Origin of the sequence: Planococcus maritimus (genome assembly GCF_001592825.1) — a bacterium.
GTDB lineage: Bacteria > Bacillota > Bacilli > Bacillales_A > Planococcaceae > Planococcus > Planococcus maritimus_C.
This window is the reverse complement of record NZ_LTZG01000001.1, coordinates 1-18120: the sequence shown is the minus strand read 5'-3', so window position 1 is coordinate 18120 and position 18120 is coordinate 1. Positions and strand designations below refer to the sequence as shown.

The 18120-nt window shown below is 37.8% G+C and carries 19 protein-coding genes; 9 read left to right on the top strand and 10 right to left on the bottom strand.

The window, feature by feature from the left end; translation table 11 throughout:
* Nucleotides 1–93: 93 nt before the first annotated feature.
* From AY633_RS00095 to AY633_RS00080, 4 genes are all read right to left on the bottom strand, one after another.
* Complete coding sequence (locus AY633_RS00095) at nt 94–399, bottom strand: hypothetical protein (RefSeq protein ID WP_068485424.1); 306 nt, start codon at nt 397–399, stop codon at nt 94–96.
* Between the two features lie 65 nt (nt 400–464).
* The gene (locus AY633_RS00090) at nt 465–2021 is read right to left on the bottom strand and encodes an AMP-binding protein (protein ID WP_068485422.1); all 1557 of its coding nucleotides are present in this window, start codon (nt 2019–2021) and stop codon (nt 465–467) included.
* On the bottom strand, nt 2014–2874 hold the full coding sequence (locus AY633_RS00085) for an SDR family NAD(P)-dependent oxidoreductase (RefSeq protein WP_068485419.1): 861 nt from the start codon (nt 2872–2874) through the stop codon (nt 2014–2016). The genes AY633_RS00090 and AY633_RS00085 overlap by 8 nt, the downstream gene beginning before the upstream one ends.
* A gap of 335 nt (nt 2875–3209) precedes the next feature.
* On the bottom strand, nt 3210–3998 hold the full coding sequence (locus tag AY633_RS00080) for a GNAT family N-acetyltransferase (RefSeq protein ID WP_068485414.1): 789 nt from the start codon (nt 3996–3998) through the stop codon (nt 3210–3212).
* Nucleotides 3999–4963: 965 nt separating this feature from the next.
* On the opposite strand from AY633_RS00080, the gene AY633_RS00075 reads away from it, so the two are divergent.
* Entirely contained in the window at nt 4964–6004 is a 1041-nt protein-coding gene (locus AY633_RS00075) for a zinc-binding dehydrogenase (protein ID WP_068485412.1), read from the top strand.
* Nucleotides 6005–6171: 167 nt separating this feature from the next.
* On the opposite strand, the gene AY633_RS00070 is transcribed toward AY633_RS00075, so the two are convergent.
* The gene (locus AY633_RS00070) at nt 6172–7341 is read right to left on the bottom strand and encodes a helix-turn-helix domain-containing protein (RefSeq protein WP_068485411.1); all 1170 of its coding nucleotides are present in this window, start codon (nt 7339–7341) and stop codon (nt 6172–6174) included.
* On the bottom strand, nt 7331–7882 hold the full coding sequence (locus tag AY633_RS00065; RefSeq protein ID WP_068485409.1) for a sigma-70 family RNA polymerase sigma factor: 552 nt from the start codon (nt 7880–7882) through the stop codon (nt 7331–7333). The genes AY633_RS00070 and AY633_RS00065 overlap by 11 nt, the downstream gene beginning before the upstream one ends.
* Before the next feature lie 181 nt (nt 7883–8063).
* On the opposite strand from AY633_RS00065, the gene AY633_RS00060 reads away from it, so the two are divergent.
* The 5 genes from AY633_RS00060 (at nt 8064) to AY633_RS00040 (ending at nt 11144) form a co-directional block, all read left to right on the top strand.
* The gene (locus AY633_RS00060) at nt 8064–8618 is read left to right on the top strand and encodes a sigma-70 family RNA polymerase sigma factor (RefSeq protein WP_068485407.1); all 555 of its coding nucleotides are present in this window, start codon (nt 8064–8066) and stop codon (nt 8616–8618) included.
* On the top strand, nt 8605–9282 hold the full coding sequence (locus AY633_RS00055) for a hypothetical protein (RefSeq protein WP_068485404.1): 678 nt from the start codon (nt 8605–8607) through the stop codon (nt 9280–9282). The genes AY633_RS00060 and AY633_RS00055 overlap by 14 nt, the downstream gene beginning before the upstream one ends.
* Nucleotides 9283–9378: 96 nt before the next feature.
* Nucleotides 9379–9945: a YcxB family protein gene (locus tag AY633_RS00050; RefSeq protein WP_068485401.1), complete on the top strand. Its 567-nt coding sequence runs from the start codon at nt 9379–9381 to the stop codon at nt 9943–9945.
* 31 nt (nt 9946–9976) lie between these two features.
* A complete protein-coding gene (locus AY633_RS00045; RefSeq protein WP_068485399.1) occupies nt 9977–10549 on the top strand; it encodes a YcxB family protein in 573 nt (190 codons plus the stop codon).
* 190 nt (nt 10550–10739) lie between these two features.
* Nucleotides 10740–11144 carry a hypothetical protein gene (locus AY633_RS00040; RefSeq protein ID WP_068485395.1) on the top strand — a complete coding sequence of 135 codons (405 nt, stop codon included), beginning with the start codon at nt 10740–10742 and terminating at the stop codon, nt 11142–11144.
* Between the two features lie 171 nt (nt 11145–11315).
* Here AY633_RS00040 and AY633_RS00035 read toward each other — a convergent pair whose 3' ends face one another.
* Nucleotides 11316–11759 (bottom strand): hypothetical protein, encoded by a 444-nt coding sequence (locus tag AY633_RS00035; RefSeq protein ID WP_068485393.1) that lies wholly within the window; start codon nt 11757–11759, stop codon nt 11316–11318.
* 261 nt (nt 11760–12020) lie between these two features.
* Here AY633_RS00035 and AY633_RS00030 point away from each other — a divergent pair, with 261 nt between their 5' ends.
* Nucleotides 12021–12638, top strand: coding sequence for a recombinase family protein (locus AY633_RS00030; protein WP_068462214.1), 618 nt, complete (start codon nt 12021–12023; stop codon nt 12636–12638).
* 273 nt (nt 12639–12911) lie between these two features.
* Here AY633_RS00030 and AY633_RS00025 read toward each other — a convergent pair whose 3' ends face one another.
* Nucleotides 12912–13322, bottom strand: coding sequence for a hypothetical protein (locus AY633_RS00025; RefSeq protein WP_068462211.1), 411 nt, complete (start codon nt 13320–13322; stop codon nt 12912–12914).
* A 155-nt stretch (nt 13323–13477) separates the two neighbouring features.
* Between AY633_RS00025 and AY633_RS00020 the strand changes: the two genes are divergently transcribed.
* Nucleotides 13478–14047 carry a zinc metalloprotease gene (locus tag AY633_RS00020; RefSeq protein WP_068462209.1) on the top strand — a complete coding sequence of 190 codons (570 nt, stop codon included), beginning with the start codon at nt 13478–13480 and terminating at the stop codon, nt 14045–14047.
* Nucleotides 14048–14064: 17 nt separating this feature from the next.
* Complete coding sequence (locus tag AY633_RS00015; protein WP_068462208.1) at nt 14065–14823, top strand: hypothetical protein; 759 nt, start codon at nt 14065–14067, stop codon at nt 14821–14823.
* 342 nt (nt 14824–15165) lie between these two features.
* On the opposite strand, the gene AY633_RS00010 is transcribed toward AY633_RS00015, so the two are convergent.
* Nucleotides 15166–16578, bottom strand: a complete 1413-nt coding sequence (locus tag AY633_RS00010; RefSeq protein WP_068485391.1) for an ApeA N-terminal domain 1-containing protein — start codon at nt 16576–16578, stop codon at nt 15166–15168.
* Between the two features lie 235 nt (nt 16579–16813).
* Complete coding sequence (locus AY633_RS00005; protein WP_068485389.1) at nt 16814–17572, bottom strand: hypothetical protein; 759 nt, start codon at nt 17570–17572, stop codon at nt 16814–16816.
* Nucleotides 17573–18120: the final 548 nt, after the last annotated feature.

Genomic DNA, 18120 nt, shown 5'->3' with positions numbered 1-18120 from the left:
CAATATAAAAGAGAGAAAGCCACTTGTCGCTTTCTCTCTTTCCATAATTTAAATTGAGTCGCAGTCGTTAACAATAAATAAAATAGTTGACTACTACCCCCACCACATTGCTGTCACAAAAAATGACCAGCCAGATGCGTGAAGCGCTATTATAAATAGCAAGACCGCAATGGATTCTAAGTATTTGCATGTAAAATTTTTATTCTTGAGAAGACGAAATAGCAAAAAGGCGGTTTGCAAGTAAAGCAAGTATCCTAAAATAGTCACTCCTGTTAAGTAATAAACTGGCATAATCGGCATAAAGTGTTCACTTAAAGAATAAGCGATTCCTTGTCCACCGATACTGAAAATAGTTGCCAGCAAAAAGCTTGCCATCCAGATACCGTGATATTTCTTCATCTAATCCTCCTCTTTTGCATTAATCTATCAGTTCTTGGCTTACAAGGACGCTATTCTATTTATTTTTAATTCACTAAATATTTATACTTTTTAGCTGTTTCAACCTGCTTTCTATCCAACTTCCCAAGCTCTGTATAAGGCAAGTCGTCCACGAACACGATGTCTCTCGGTATCTGGAATTTCGCCAACTTCCTTCCCGACCAGTCTATTAGTTCTTCTTTCGCCAATGTTTTTCCGTGCTCCAGCTGAACGTAAGCTCTTAGCACTTGGCCGCTGTAGCAATCCTCAACTCCAATGATAGCAACATCTCTAATACTTGGGTGGTCGGTCAGTATGGCTTCAATTTCCATTGGATAGATATTATTGCCATTTGAAATGATCAAGTCATCGGTTCGCCCGCATAGGAAATAATAACCGTTCGCATCTCGATACCCAGTATCGCCCGTTTGAATCCAGCGGGTCGGACTGTTCGTCATCGACCACTTATTGCGGATGCATAATTGACCGATATTGCCTTGCCCAACTTCCTTCCCTTCAAGCGTTACCCGTAATCGGCCTCCCTTGATCGCTTTTCCAATCGTGTTGGCATGATAGTTTAAATCTTCAGGTACGGCAATGATATTCAATCCCGCTTCCGACGTTCCGTATAAATTGTATAGGACATTTCCCAGTCGATCGTTCACTTCCTTCACTAAAGCGGGATTCAGCTTCGCGCCTCCAGAGGCAATGCAGCGAAGAGAACCGAGAGCCACTTGGTCGTACGTCATCATCTTATGAAGCATAAGCGGAACTACCGTTATAGCTTCTACCTGATGATGCCGTACCAAGGCGCACGCTTGTTTCACCTCAAAGCTGTCCTGGATAATCACTTTCTTTCCGAGAGCAAAAAATGCCAACAATACCGCAATTCCATAGCCATGGTAAATTGGTGTCGCAATATAGGCAGTGCTATATTGAGACAATCGCAAACGGTCCAGCAATGCTGCAAAGGGATCAAGAAAATTTATGAGCGATGGACGATGGACCACTCGTTTCGGCTTGCCGGTCGTCCCGCCTGTCAGCAATACGATCTTCCCGCTTGAAGACGCCTTAAGTTTTCTATTTTTACGAAGAGACGAGTCAAGCCACGAGCTGATGGCTTCGTTGTTTTCATAATCACTGGCGATTTTAGGATTTTGGTATGGCGAGTTATTGATCAAACCGCTAAATTCATGATCATAAATCAATAAATCGTAATTATATTCTTCCACTCTTCTATCAAACTGCAATTGGCTTATCGAATTATTTAGCAGGTATACATTCGCTCCTAAGCGCGAAACAGCAAAAATGCCTTGTACGAGGGATGCGTGATTTTGACATAAAAAGGCCACTCGTTGATTTTTGCCCAGCCTATATTTTTCCGCTAATAGATAAGCCAGACTTTCACTCCGCTCCTGCAATTCCTGATAGCTGATCGTTTCACGGCTATCGACTAAAGCCGTTTTCTTTTTGTTCGTTTGGTCCGTCAGTGCAAATATCAGCATCAGGTTAATCCCGTTCTGACGAATGGCGACTACTAGACGGGCTATTTTGGGCGGCGACAGCAAATGGAGCAGCGACAATATCTTCATCAACTTAAGCATTCCCTCGTGCACGCTCCTTTTTCAATAGCAATTTGGGAACGATAAATGCCAATGGAGCTCTAAAGATCAATGAAGCCCATTGTCCAAAGATTAGCCACCAAGGCTTGTAGATTTGTCTTTTGGAATACAACGCGTGTCCGATAATTTCAGCCACATGCATGGGAGACATAGCCGGTGAATTTCGATAAGCCCTGGTTGGTTCAATCATCGGTGTTTTCACCAGCGGCAAATAAATAGACGTCGTAGAAATGTTTCGGGATCTCAATTCCGGCTCGGCCGACCTCAGCCACGTATCAAAAGCCGTTTTCGACGCTTGGTAGGCAGCCCAGTACGGCACAGGAAGCAACAACGCGTTGATCGTGGAAACGTTTACGATATGCCCCTTATTTTGTTCAAGCAGCGGGATGAGTGATAGCAACAACTGGACCGGCGCAAAATAATTGAGTGCCATCGTCCGCGTGAAATCGTGGTAACGATCTAGTGATTGAACAATTGGCCGATTGATCGAAAGGCCCGCATTGCTCACGACGATGTCCACTCCGCCTTCTAAAAGGTGCAGAAAGGCCAGCAATTCTTTTAAGTCTACGTCATTGCGTAGATCTGCTTGAAACACTGTAACTTTAGCAGAAGACTTTTCGATTTCGGTCTTCATCGCATGCATGAGGTCTCCTCTACGAGCCACGAGAATCAAATGCGCAGTGGTCTGCGCAAATAAAAAAGCCAGTTCCTTGCCGATTCCTGAACTCGCTCCAGTAATTAGGATAGTCTTGCCATCCACTTGTTTTTTCAGCTTCTCAAAACGTATGGGAGAAGGGAAAAACAATGCACTCTCTAATACGTTGTAGTTATGCATTTTGCCAGCACCTTTTCAATAAATGAAATGAGTGTATAAAGAATTTTCAGACTCTTTATTATAAATTTTACCATTTAAATTGATGAATGGAATAGCTTGTAGATAAGAAGTAGCACTTATTTTCATCAAATGTAGCGATGATCAAACCTTCATTAATCTCAACTAAAGTGTTTTATACATTAACAACACTATTTTTCCTTTGGAGAATCAAGAATCCAAGCAGAAAAACACCTTTCAAGTAAGATGAATTTCAGATTAGGAGCACAGACTTGAAAAAGACTAGGAACGGGCTTTGCCACTTCCTAGTCTTTTCTATAGTATATTTTTTCTCGTTTTTATTTAAAAACTTTGCCCATATAGACTTCGTTTTGCAGCGTACCGTGAACCGAGACTGAGCTTTTTCGAATGCCCTCTACCTTGTAAGCATTCTGCTCAAACAACTTACGGGCCTGCGCGTTTTCTTCTAATATCGTGATTTCAAAACGTTTGAGGCCTTTTTCTGCCGCCCACTCCTCTGATTTTTGGATCAAGGCAGAAAGGATATTCATATCATTATTATGAGCTTGTACCACCATATCGACTTCCGCCCGGTGAGCAGCTCGTTTTGAATCAGTCCCCACAATCTTCATATAGCCAACATGCTCGCCATTTAGAATAGCCAGTAAGATGACTGATCGGCCGCTTTGGTTCCACTCAATAATTTGCTGTCTGATTTTTTTCGCCGATGCTTCCTGTGGTTCTTGTCCATATACGAGAAACTTCGATTCCATTTTCGATTTTTTATACAAGACTGACAGAAAACGGGCATCTCCATGCAAAGCCGGACGGATGATCAAGACATCCTGGTGTCCCTCATTTTCCGGCACAGCTTCCGTTTTCTCGAACACGACATAGTGATTAGGCTGTACGTATTTCACAAAATAGCCTGCAGCTGTCCATGCCTGATAATGTCTCGCAGGGGATTTTGTTTTTTTCCACCAACTGTAATTCAAATAGGCGCTGCTAGGAAGGCTGTATCCCATAATCTTTTCAATTTCCTCAAACGTTAATGTAATCGTTTGATTGGTTGATTCTGAAAAGTATGCAGCCAACGAGCGATACTTCTTTTCCAATGCCAGTTCCATTCAATTACTTCCTTTCGAAAATCGTAATAAGTAGCCCCTTCATGAGGGCCTTAAAAAAAACGCCGCAAAGAATTCATTAATTCTTTGCGGCTTTACTTACAGCGCTATAATTTAAAGCATTTAACCTGTTAAATCATTGCACTAAGATGCTAGTTTTCTGTTGTACACACTGCTTACAAGAACCAAAATTTGTATCAATCGATGCGATTTGAATCTTTGTACGATTGCATTGATACGCAAAAAAGTGACCACGTTATTGATATCTTTTTATAGATGCGGCCAATTTTTTAACGTATTTTCAAAAAGGTAGTCATTTAGCATCTATATATACATACAAATACCCATTAAAATAGAAAACTAAACCTTTAAAAACTGACACCCCCTAAGAAAGTAGTGCTCTATATGAAAATATAAGCAATTCGCTTGGGGTTTCTGGTCAGAAATCGTGAAAGTTAGCATTTTTCAGATGACACAAAACATTTTGGATCGTCTACTCTAACTTGAACATTCAGTACTTATTAAAATTATCGCTAAAATGACTTCGTTAACATTGTAAAAAAGGAAATTTCTAATAACTAGAAATTCCCTCTCTCCTATCGCGCACTATTTGTTACATATTACTTACTCCCACAGGACTTCCTTGAACAATAGAAGGTTCTGGTCCATAGCCCAAATAATCAAATAGGTGGTAGGTCTCTTCATCCATAGTATCGACTAGTTTTCTTATTCGCATGTGAAGCTGGCAATTCACCGATTCGACAGCCTATTTTTCTATCTCATTTTTTATGCAGCTCAAGCTTCCATTTACAAGTCTAATCGCCAAAACCTTTAAGCATACATACATTGACTCTGACAATAACCTCCTCCATAGTTTAATGAAAGATCAAAGATGCAGTGGTTAACAACGAAAGGTCTAATTGCAGTCTGTACTATACCAAAATCAAACGTTAAGAGGTGGTCATTCGATGAAAGCTATTCAAGTGACAGGATATGGTGATGTAGACATGCTCCAGCTGGTTGAAATAGCGACTCCAGAACCAGCAGACAACGAGGTGCTCATCCAAGTAAAAGCTTGCGCCATCAACAATACGGAAATTTGGATGAGAGAAGGCGCTTATGGCACTGGCTCAAAGTCCGGATGGCGCCCAGAAGGTGTTCACTTCCCAAGGACACCCGGTTCAGATATAGCAGGCACCATCGTGAGAGCTGGAAAACGCGTAGACACATCCATGATTGGAAAAGATGTGGTCTTGTTCCCCTTCACTTCGAGCGGACAGGAAGGAGCGGAACACATCTCAGAAGATATGTCGTTTATCGGTTCGGAATATGATGGTGGATATGCGGAATACGTAGTTTGGCCAGCTGAACTTTGTTTTAATATGCCGCTCCCGAACTACACGGAAAGTGCCGTTTTTTCCGTTAGTGGAATGACTGCTTGGCATATGATAGAACAAATTCAAGCTCATCCTGGCGAGACTGTAGTGGTAACTGGCGCAAACGGAGGGGTTGGCTCGTTAAACGTCCAAATTGCCTCTAAGGTATTTGGCGCTAAGGTCATTGCGATCGTTGGCGACCTAGCTGTAACCGATAAATTAAAAAAGCTGGGGGCGACACACGTATTGTCTTACAAATCAGCTCACCTAGCCAAGGACATACTCGAGGTAAATGGAGGGCCAGTGGACTCTGTTTTAGATGTTGTAGGCGATGCCCTGTTCCCCACCTCTCTTCAAGTCCTGAAAAAAGGCGGGAAATTTTGTATTTCTGGCTCTGCAGGTGGACAACACACAGACCTTGACTTTAGAACCTTATACTTAAAACATCTTACGTTTTACGGATCTGTTTTGGGCACGATAGAAGAATTCAAACGTATGCTCCAAGCCATTTCAGAAGACAAAATTGAACCTGTCATCGATAGGACTTTCCCTCTCGAACAAGCGCCAGAAGCGCAAATGTACTTTAAAAAAACGGGGAAATTAGGGAAAATTGTCTTGTTGCCTGGAGAATGATCCAATACAAATAATAAAAGTGTGAAACGATCGCTTGTCGAACGGATTCACAGTGACTAACGGTGGATCCGTTTTTAACTATTGGGAATGAAATCGTTCATAGATGTACTGTTATACAAAAAAAGAAGAAACTCACGCTGGAGTTTCTTCTTTTCAGATACGGCATTTTATTTCAGCTCAATGGCTCGCAGGATCTCTTCCACTTGTTCCAATCCTATACTGTCTTCATCGCCTGTTACCAGGAAAGAATAGTTACCTTCTGCAAAATAGCCGGTATAATTTTGACCATCTGTCATTAACAGAATTGTTCTGTCTTCCAACTCGATTGTGCTGATCAAATCTTTAGAAGATAGACTGTGAGTGGCTAGTTTATGTTCGCCAGATGCTTCATACATTTGCTCTACTACGATATCGAAGCCCGTAATGGGTGATGTGTAATGATTCGCAATCCAAGAAACTCCCTCACCTTTAGATGCCAGCGTAATAGGTTGTGTACTGGCTTGCAGAAATTCAACACGTTCGTGGAAATCAACTGGAATGTAGTTCTTTTCTTCGATTTCCGTCAATTCGACCGTTTCCATGTTCGCAAATTCCAGTTCCTTGATTGCTATTGCAGCAACAGGTTTAGTTAAATCAATTAATGATGCAATTTCGAATAACTTTTCTTTCTCGGCACCAAAGACGGTGAAGTACCGTTCCTTTGTGAAGATATGCATCTCTTTTTGGTCTTCCGAATAAAAGGCAGTATGGCCATTCATTTCGACTTCCTGTTCATCTTCCGCAATTGGTACCCGATTCACTAATATATCTGCTATAAGATCTGGAGCTTCCACGTTTTCAACGAGTGCAATTTGATGGGTGTCTGACTCTATTGGATAATAGACACTCACATTATAGCCTGTCTTATGTGCAGTGGCTGCAACAGTTGGTTTTGCATTTACATACGGCAGCTCATCTCGAAGATTCAACGGGATGCTCAGATTTGCTCGAAGTTCTTCATTGATTTCGATGGGGGTGTCCTCTGCCAGATCAACTTGGATTGCTGATTGGCTGCCATCACTTTCCTCCCCTAGCGCATTTTTAGGTTCAGCTATTTTTTCTGTTTTCAAATTGTCGGCATTGTTAGAAGGGGAGTGTTCTCCACTGACCAAGTAAACACCAAAGCCTAAGAAGAACACCACAAAAATAATAGATAATGTACTGGGCCACCAGTGTCTCATGTTAGATTCAGCTTTTACTTTATGACGAATCATCCGTTTCTGCTGATCGCCAAAGCGCTGTTCCGCAAAAACGGTCTGTTTCATGGCAGAACGCAAGTTTTTCAGTTTATCTTCCATCAAATTCGCTCCTCTCCAATACCAATCGTAGCTTTTCTCTCCCACGGCTTAGTCGTGTTTTAACGGTATTTTCGTTCACTCCAATCAAGTCCCCGATTTCACGATTGGACATCTCTTCGAAATAAAACAAAAGAATGACTTCTCGGTACTTCACCGGGAGAGCCAAGACTCCTTTAACCAGCTCTGCGTCTTCTCCTTTTGTCATTATAAGAGCCTCTGGAGTCTTTTCTTTAGATTCAAGAAATTGAAAGAACTGGCTTTGCACTACAATCCGCTTGAGCAGGGAACTCCGAAGAACATCCTTGCAGCAGTTGATGGTGATACGGTAAATCCAGGATTTGAATGCACCCATCTCTTCGTATGTATCGTACTGCTTGTAAATCTTCACAAACACATCCTGGACGACTTCCTCTGCCATGCCCCAATCTCGCAAGTAGCTGTACGAAAGACGTGTCAGGTTTTCGCCGTATTCTTCCATGATGGTTTCCAGCCATGCCTCTTTCCCTACTTTGGACACCGGCCTTGCTTCAAGCCATTCCATCGGGTCACCTCCTTTTCCTATAGTTAAAACGGAATAGAATTGTTGATAGTTTCATTTGCTTTGAATTTATCCAAAAACAAAAAGAATAATCTTGAAATAGAATGTGTGAAATTATGCGAATACTACGGGTCAAAAGAGAAGTGACAACCGTCTAATTACTATAGAAAGGAGTTGAGTCTTGATGCCTTGGCCGGATAACGCTGATACAAATGGCGAACCTTACAATCATGAAAAAGTAATCGCCCAATTGATGGAGGATTATGGACTAGAATTAAAGCGAATTGCTTACCTATACATAAACGATTTAACTGAATGTGATGATATCATCCAAAAAGTCTTCATTAGCTGCTATCACCAGTTGGAAAATTTTCGATTTGAATCCAACATCAAAACTTGGCTAATTCGAATCACTATTAATAAATGCAAAGACTACCACAGGTTATGGCGGGTTAAGAAACTGATTTATAGCCCGTTCTCCTCCTCAGAGAAGAACGATACTTCAGCTGAGGAGCGTTATCTTGAAGAAGAAACCGCCTCTGAAATTCTTTCGAAAATTTCCATGTTATCGCCTAAGTATAAAGAAGTGTTGATTCTGTACTATTATCAAGAAATGACCATGCAGGAAATCAGCGATGTATTGTCTATTGGTATTAATATTGTTAAATCTCGACTATTGAGAGGCAAACGCACGCTTCAAACGCAACTAGAAAGGATGATTGCTCATGGACAGATTTGATCGTGAGATACGAAGCAAAATCAATCGAGATTTAGAAAAAGAAGTTCATTTCTCATCGGCTGAACGAATCAAAATTCAGCGACGTATTCGTGAACATAGAAACAAAAAGCTTTCCTTTAATCCTATTTATTGGACAGTTCTCGTTTCAGCTGTTGGGCTTATGATGGTGTTTGGACTTATCTATATGGGTGATCGCTCAGCTGCCCCCACTACTAATTTTCCTGCCATAGCTGCTGATGAAGAAGAGAAACAAACTACTTCTGCAATGATTCCTCAAAAACACGAGAGTGTATTGCCTGAAGAGCGAGAATGGACCATAGAGGATGCAGCAAACCCCAAGAGTGGTATGTACCAAATGGAAGTTTCCGAGTTTGCTAATGTAGCAGAGTACTTAACTGTTATGACGGAACATTGGCATCATGGCGATGATAGCGGAGATCCAGAAATAGACCGAAAAATTTCGATTGCCTTTACTACAATCAGTTACCTCAATTATTACGAAAAGGAACTCCAGGAGTTTGAGGCAACAGCGATAGCTGACGAGCTCCAACGAATTGCGCTTGCCATTAGCATGCACTATAGCGAACTAACTGATGAAGAACTACGAGTAGCCTTCCACGCATTTGAAGAACAGTTAGCTGATCTCAATGACGTGATACAATAAAATATGGTAAAAGAAAGGATCATCCATAAAAATACTTTATACTCCTACGATCGATGTTCTTGTGCATAGTTCTTCAAAAGAAAGGAATTGTATTCAGTGAGGTTGCATTATCAACTAACTTACTCTGACTTTTTAGCTCTTCAACAAGATTCTATTCAGCATTTGAGTTATCACAGAAAAAGAGCTCAGGTTACGTTCTGGATCCTTGAGTTGCTTATTTTCTGGGGCGGACTCAGTTTGACAAGGCATATATTGCCCACTGATTTATCTTCCAGTTTGATGTGGGGGCTTCGCATCAGTGCAGGAATTTTACTAGCTGTCTTACTTGCCCCTCTTAGCAAAAAAGGATATAGACCATTGACCATCTGGCAATATCGATTGTTGCTTCGCAAGGAAAAACATACAACCTGGCCAAAGGATGTTACGGTGGCTTTGGATCAAGAGGGGTTGAGAGTACAGACCCAGCAAAATGGAGTGAAAACAAATACTGAAATTCAATGGGAAAAGATCCAAAAAGTAAGTGAAGACCATCAGCATTTGTACTTATACTACGACGAACTAAACGTAATTGTTGTGCCGAAGAACAACTACAAGGCGAGTAATGAAGAGAAAGCAGAGATTGAAAAATTACTCGATCACAAAGTCGGCCATGTGCGGATCTAAAAAGAGATAAGGATACTAAAGGAGTGGAACGATGCAGATTCAATATCAATTGACATATGACGATGTGTTAACTTTTCAAGAATACGAAACACGCTATTCCACTCGTCACAAAATAAGAGGAAGGCTGTTTCACTTTTTAATCGTTTTGTTTGTCTTTCTGTTAGTTGTTTGGCTAATGATTCCACTAACGCCCGTCCTTTTTCAGTTTGAAAATCGGTCTACTTACTATATTTTGACCTTTGGTTTGGCGGTATTAATTGCTTTGATTTCAGCTCCATTTCTAAAGAAAATCTATGTACCGGTGATTCTATGGCAATATAAGCAACTCTTTAAAAAAACAAAAGACAGAAGATGGCCAAGACCGATTGCAATCATCTTGAAATCTGAAGGACTGAATGTAAAGTCTGTTCATAATGGTATCAAAGAAGACATTGATGTTTCGTGGGAATCCGTTCAAAAAGCAAGAGATTATGAGGACTTGTACTTTCTCTATATACAAAAAAGAGAAGCCCTCATCATTCCAAAAAAAGCTGGGACGATCACCACTGAGCAGCAGGAGAAACTGCGTGAGTTGCTAAAGCAACATTTCTCCAATATTAACTAAGTACATAATTCATCAGCTACAAGCTCTCGGTATTAGGGACTCGTAGCTGTTTTTTTATCTGTATCGTTCTTCTTTCTTTTTTACAACACTACTAATAATTTCATGAAATACAAATTCATGAAAGTAGATTATTTGGACAAGAAATGGAATATCCTGTGCTACAATAATGGGGATAAATAGGAGGTATTTAATGAAGAAAATTATGGTTGGTATTTTTATTGCTATATTCTCTGCCTTAGTACTGTTCATCACTTGGATTAATCTAGTACCGGAAGACAATGTTTCGACAGAGAAAACGACGGAGGAAGTAACTACTGAAGGAAATGCAAAAGAATATATAGCAATCGCTCAGAATCGTTGGAATGGCAGTACACTTGATGAAGACAATATTGAAAAGGAAACTACTTTTATTGCACTCAATTCGATTGATATTAGTGAAATGAAGGATTTGGGAGTGGCCACAGAATTTTCGGAACTTCAAGAAGTAGCTGGCATCATTAGCGGTGATTTCGGAAGACTTACAGATGAAGAAAAGCAAATTCACTATAAAGAATTCGAAGATATACTAAATAAAATCCACAACACGATTAATTAAAATAAAGGCCGTTGAATATAGGAATGGATTCCTACTAGGTTAGAAAAAAACTTTTTATCTTTTTAATGGAAACTCACAAACGGAAAGGGATAAAAGATGTTTCTCGATTAGCATCTTCTATCCCTTTGTATTTTTGCAGCTTCCGATAACTGATGATATGTAAACTTAAATTTATTCCACCTCTATCAAGAAAGCATAATTTCCATCCCCCTGATTCCAGTCAGCTATTACATGATATACATATATGCCACTTTCATTAGGCGTTTTAACTTTTTCTTTATTTATCTCAATAACTTTTGAATAATTCCCATTAATCCATTGCTCTAATCTTAGGGTTTCAGGTTGATAACCGATAGGAAATTCAATAGCGATTTCCTCATTTTTTGATACCCTAGTTGGGGTATGTGATTCTGTCATGTCGACTGGAGTAGTATGAATGGTATCTACACACTGCGCAAATAAAAATCCATCCCAACAATATGATCCTTGTGTTGTAGGAATTTCCGTCTCTGCTGTTGAAATTTTCGGAGTCGGCGGTTCTAAACGAAATGGTTTAAATATAACTATAGCTATGATTAGAATTCCAATAACTATAAACACCGATCTTTTTTTCATATCTTTCATCCCCCTTTACATAATCTTAGACGTTTATATTTGTAGAAAGTAGCAATATTTACTTTATTATGAAATTTAAACGTCGACTTAAGCGTTCGTAAAAGTACACTTTTACGAACGCTTTCAAAAGGGCTTAAAACGGTCGAAAAGAGTGTTCGTAAACGTGTCAAATGACTTTACGAACGTTCGCTCAATTGCATACACTTTTACGAACGGTTTTCAGGTATAATGAGAGGAAACAATCGTTTATAGAGGTGAATTATGGAACATCGCAAATTTGGCTACATACGTGTCAGCAGCAAAGACCAAAATGAAGGCCGTCAATTGGAAGCCATGAGAAAAATCGGCATCAATGAACGGGATATTTATCTGGACAAGCAAAGTGGCAAAAATTTTGAACGAGCGAACTACCAATTGCTCAAAAGGGTTATTCGAAAAGGAGACATTTTGTATATCCATTCGCTGGATCGGTTCGGAAGGAATAAAGAAGAAATCCTTCAGGAGTGGAATGACCTCACGAAAAATATTGAAGCTGATATTGTGGTGCTGGATATGCCCCTATTGGATACGACCCAGTATAAAGATAGTATGGGGACATTTATTGCGGACTTGGTTTTGCAAATTCTTTCGTGGATGGCAGAAGAGGAACGGGAACGCATCCGGAAACGGCAGCGTGAAGGAATCGACTTAGCGCTTCAAAATGGTATTCAGTTTGGCAGACCGACCGTTTTTATTTCAGAGGAATTCAAAGAGGTTTATAGAAAATGGAAAGCCAAAGAATTAACAGCAGTTCAGGCTATGCAAGAAGCCGGAGTTAAAAAGACCAGTTTTTACAAATTGGTAAAAGCGCTCGAAGAAGAGATAGTTAACACATTATAATAGAAAAAAATTTCAAACGCCTCCTTTTCTTTGATTGAAAAAGGAGGTGTTTTTTTCTGTAAAGGAAACCTAACATCTACATTAATTGAGAGGTTAAGAGTGAACAATGAGATTTTAGGTGCAAGTTAACACTTGAAATCAATGCACAATAACACTTGAATTTACAATTTCTCCTTGATTCAACAAAATAAGACGTTCGCAAGGTGGTTATCCATTTTTGCGAACGTCTTATTTTGTTAATTCGTTCTTTTACGAATGCTTTTATTCATTCGTTCACTCAATTAGCATGAGAGGAGATTTTGTCGTATATAGCAAGTCCTTTTCTAAATCAATTAAAGAGCTCTGTTCTCTTTCTTCATCTGCTGGGTAATACCCTAACGTTAGTATAAGATTATCATTTTGAATAAATCTTACTTTATACATAGGTAAACTAATATTGCTAGTTTTTAAGCTACTTACTTTTGCGCCTTCTATTTCTTTTATAATTTCTTCTATTTCTTTTTGATTTGTTATTTTTTTAATCACTTCGCCTTGACCACTTTGATAAACCTCTGGTGAAGGAGACACTTCCCCTAGGTCTATCACTTCAATCTGTGTAATATCTTCGTTTAATGTAAATGATTCGCTTTGGCATCCCATTAGTACTAATACCAACAAGCTACATAGTATATACCATGGTTTCAACAGATTCACCTCCTGAATACATTAAATATAATATAAATACAGAATTTATAAATAGTATAAAAGTCCTTGTTTCAAAAAATAAAAAGTTTCTATTTACTTATTTTAAGAATAGTTTTATAATTCTAATGCAAATAATAAATGGGAGGTTTTGTAATATGTGTAATTGGATAGGTAAAATTTTTTTAGTTAGGATATTTCTAATTGTTTTAGTTACTCTCTCTGTATTTTCTACTTCTGCAAGTGCTGACTATCATTCCGGAACAACGTCAACTGGAGGACATGCTAAAGTTAATTATTCAAGTTCTGTAGCTACCTATGGCTATACAACAATTTATAACAATGCTATTAATCGGTGGAATGGCATTTCTACTAAAGTAAGCGTAAAAAAGGCGAGTGCTTCTTACACTACTGATACTTACTATGTTGGCACTACTAGCGTCGCTGATCGAACAGGATTTATGCAGCCAATGGGTACAAGAGGAAGTGTTTGCCTCGATTGTACATGGACTTATACAAGGATTTATCTATATGACAATAATATGGATAAATTCGATTACACTAGCACAAATCGCACGGCAACTGCTGTTCATGAAATTGGCCATAGCTTAAAACTTGATCATACTCCTTCATCAGGTTCAACCTCTATTATGAAGCAAGGAAGGACGACCAATACGTATCCAACGATATATGACAAAGGACAGTTAAAGGCTAAATGGGGCAATTAAGAAGGAGGAATCATAACATGATAAAAAAATGGAAGAAAACAAAAATTATTCTAAGTATGGTGCTTATAACATCGATCGTGGCAGCTTTTTCTTTTGCAAAAGAGGATCAGATCTTAAAACGCATTTCTGTTCACGGTGACATGATTTCATATGAGGAAATGAAAGATTTAGAAGGTATGGCAGACCTAGTAGTAATTGGAGAACCAACAGCCGATTTCATCAATCGAGATCATATTATTAAAACTGGTGAAGACGAGTCCATTGAAGATTTTTACTCTAATACGGAAATTAAGATACACGAAGTTCTTCTAAATAATGATCAAAGTAACTATCATTCAGGTGATCTCTTATCCATCATTGAACCTTCTAGTGTTATAGAAGAAGAACGAGAAAGCTTTGAATTTGTGATGGATGAATATACGAGTGTAAATAAAGAAGCAGGCTACATATTTTTCTTAAAGAAAAATACGTTTGGTGAGTACAGCTTAATTGGAAATCAACTCGGGAAATTTAATATTGATGGAAATGACCATAGAGATTTAGCCATCAATTCAGAATCTTTGAGCGATCCAGAAGACATTTTATTATTAGAAGAAACATTTGATGTTGAAAAATTAGATGAAGAGTTTGACAACTTGCTAAAAAACACACAAGATGGGATGCACACGGAATCTGAACAACATGAAGAACTTCAACACAGTGCTGAGAAAAAGTTGAGTTTTTATGTAGAAATAACTGAAAAATATGACGAATCCATTGACAATTATGCAAATTAAATAAAATTTTTATCTATATTCTAAAGGCTTTGTATAGTTAACTATACAAAGCTTTTAGTTTTACAATTTTTTTCGCGTAGAATATAGAAGAATTTTTTCAAACGACTCCTTTTCTTTGAATGAAAAAGGGTTTTTCTTCTGTAAGGGTAACCTAACATCTACATTACTTGAGGGTTTAAGAGTGAACAACGAGATGTTAAATGCAAGTTAACACTTGAAATCAATGCATAATGACGCTTGAATTTACAGCAGGTTTTCACCCTCTTACAGATCCCTTCAAAAACCATCGTTTTTGATTGGTTAGTGTTTTCTATTTCTTCTTGCTCTACACCTTAATATTCACTAATTTTTATTTTTTTCAGTATGTCTAATACTATTTCTAATTTCTAGTGGTTGAGTCCGATCTCTAATTCGTTTACTTATAAATTCTTCATTAAATCCTAGTTCTCGAAGTAAATAGTATTCGAGTATATTGCGCAGCATACGATAAGCGTCCTCTAAGTCTGATCCTCTTAAAGCCTTTTTTTCAGTGATTTGATTATAATGGGTATAAAAATTTCTAGTATTAGCAATCACTTGAGGAAAGTCTAATTTCTCTATATCTCCTGTATAGAAAAAGAACTGAAAGTCTGCTAAAAACAAGTCTGCAATTCGATTTCGGAAAGTGATTTTACCGCGAGAACCTTCAGTTAAAAATCGTTTTGCTTTTTCTCTTGAACTTCCGTATTGGTTAGAAATTATGCCTTCTACTCTTTCTTTATAATCACTAAAGCTCCCATCACAAATCATTCTTGAGTGGTAAGTTTCTAATGCCTGGCTTATATTTAAAAAATGCCTATTAGTAGATAGACTTTGATTATACAAATCATCAATGTATAGCTCTATAACCGGTTCCAGTAAAGTTGATACTCTTTGCCAAGCAGAAAAATCACCACTTTCATGTAACTCTACTAAGTTAAAAAGGAATGGGATTCCGCGATATTCGATCTCTTCATCTCTATTCTCTGAAAACAGGAAATGTTTAATATCAATAACTTCTTTTCTTGCTTCTCTTCCCTCAATTTCTCTCACTATAGAAGGAGATTCTGCTGTCATTTTGCCAAAAGACAACGGTTTGCCCATCGCAATTTCAATCATATTTTTCATTTTTAATGCTATTTCAACGAACCAGAATAATGATTGGGCTTTGGTGGATTCAATCACAAGATATGGGGACTGTTTTAAAATGATTTCTTCTTTCATGAAGTCAAACCATGGAAAACTTGGAATTAGAGAGTAGGACAAATCATAGTGTGCATTAGAATAGATAGAAACTTCCTTTACTTCTTGTAGCTTTATTATATTCCTGTATTCATCATTTTCGGTTCTCCCGTAGTTTGATATTGCCCCCCATTTAATCACACCAGGGACTTGTATTTGTAGCTTCGAAAAAACTATATCCTCCTGCTGTTCAAAGGAAACATTTTCAAGCATGTACTCCACTCGGTAACCGTAAACATCTTCGAGACCTACTTTACTCTCCATGGCAATTCTAGAACAATTTAAAAGAGCCATTTTGGCGCCATTTACAGCTGTTCCTTGGATATAATCAACTTGCAGAGGAATCTCAAAATAGCTGCCTGGCGGCCCACTGTTGGGAACGCTAATATATATAAATATACCGCCTTCCTCTTCGTTTAGGTATAAGTCTCCTGAATACGTAATATCAGAAGTGCCAATTCCCCAATATCCTGAAGTAGTTAAATGAACTTTCAAATCACTCTTCCTTTCTATATAAATAAAATCTCAATCAAAACACTTAAACTATTAAGAAAGATAGTTTTCTCTAAGAAGCTTGAAGAAAGTGATTAATATATCCCCTAAACGGAATTTAAACCCTCTTTATACTACGAAAAACACCGTCTGATCTGCGCTTACTCTGGTAATTATTAAAATGGCAACCGCCAAGAGCAATCAAGAATACAGTCAACTATCTTCTCTCAGTGTAATATTAGGTATTTGTATTATTAGTTTTAATACCTACGTATTTATGTGACTCCATCCCTACAATAGGTGCATACCAAACATCTGAAATTCCCACTATGATCTTTGGAATATGATCTATTCTTATTACCTCAATAGATGAAGAAAGAAGGTTAACTAAAATTAAATAATTAACCTTTTCTTTGTAGCTATATATCCAATCTAACATATCCTTATCAACACTTATTCTATATGTATCAAAGACTTTTACTGACTCATTTTTTCTTGAAATTGCTGTTTGAATATTAATATCTATATACTCAATTAGAAATATTCCATGTTTAGGTGTAGTAATATTTTTACCATAACTTTCTATATGCTTTATCCAATTCTTCTTTATTGAATCTACAATATTACTATACGTATGTTCTTCAAATTTGCGACCATATGATCGACTAATTAATACTTTTTCTGCTTCACTATTTTCAAGTTTGCTTAAAAAATTAGTTTCACTTATATTTTTTAAAATATTAGATTCCCTTTTCTGCTTTGCGCCTTTTTTATTTTCTAATGAAGAAGTAATCGCAAAGTGTTCTATAAAGCCATTATTAAAAGTGAAATCAGGAAATCTATTGTTTGAATTAAGTTCAGAATCATTTAACCAGTTTTTCAACTCAATGTATTGGTCATTGGACAATCCAAAAGCATCCTTCTCATTCATGTTCCTCTTTACAAACTCTAGACAGTTTTGCTCGATCTTATCCTGATATTTTTGATTTTTACTCATTATTCCAATTCCCCTTGATTTATTTTATGTTTATTTGATGAGACTTTTTACAATCACTCAATATGATATTTCAATTGAATATAAATTTTAAAGTTGTAGCAGAAGCAAAAATTCATTAACTATAAAAAACTGTGACTTTCATTAACTTCAAACCAGAAATATAGTGGACACTTTTATAACATAATGGAAGTAAAGAAATGTCTTAAAAAATTCATTCAAAAGTCTTTCGAAATTAAATAGAATAGACCCTAGTATTAACAATTCCCTATTTTCTAAAACTAGGTAGTTTTTTACAAAAAGAAAGGTTAATCTTAAATAAAAAAACATTATATAGAATAGGAGTAGACAATAATGTCATCTATTACAATGAAGGATTTAGAATTAGACTCAAAGTATATTAATGATTTTAGTAGATAGTCTACACTTTGTTGGACAGAAAAATTAAGGGCGCGTAAGCTAGTACCACATTCCCCCCCGAAAAGGAGTCCTTATCATGTCTCAAGAACGTCGCGCTTTTTCGCGTGAATTCAAGCAACAGATGGTGGATT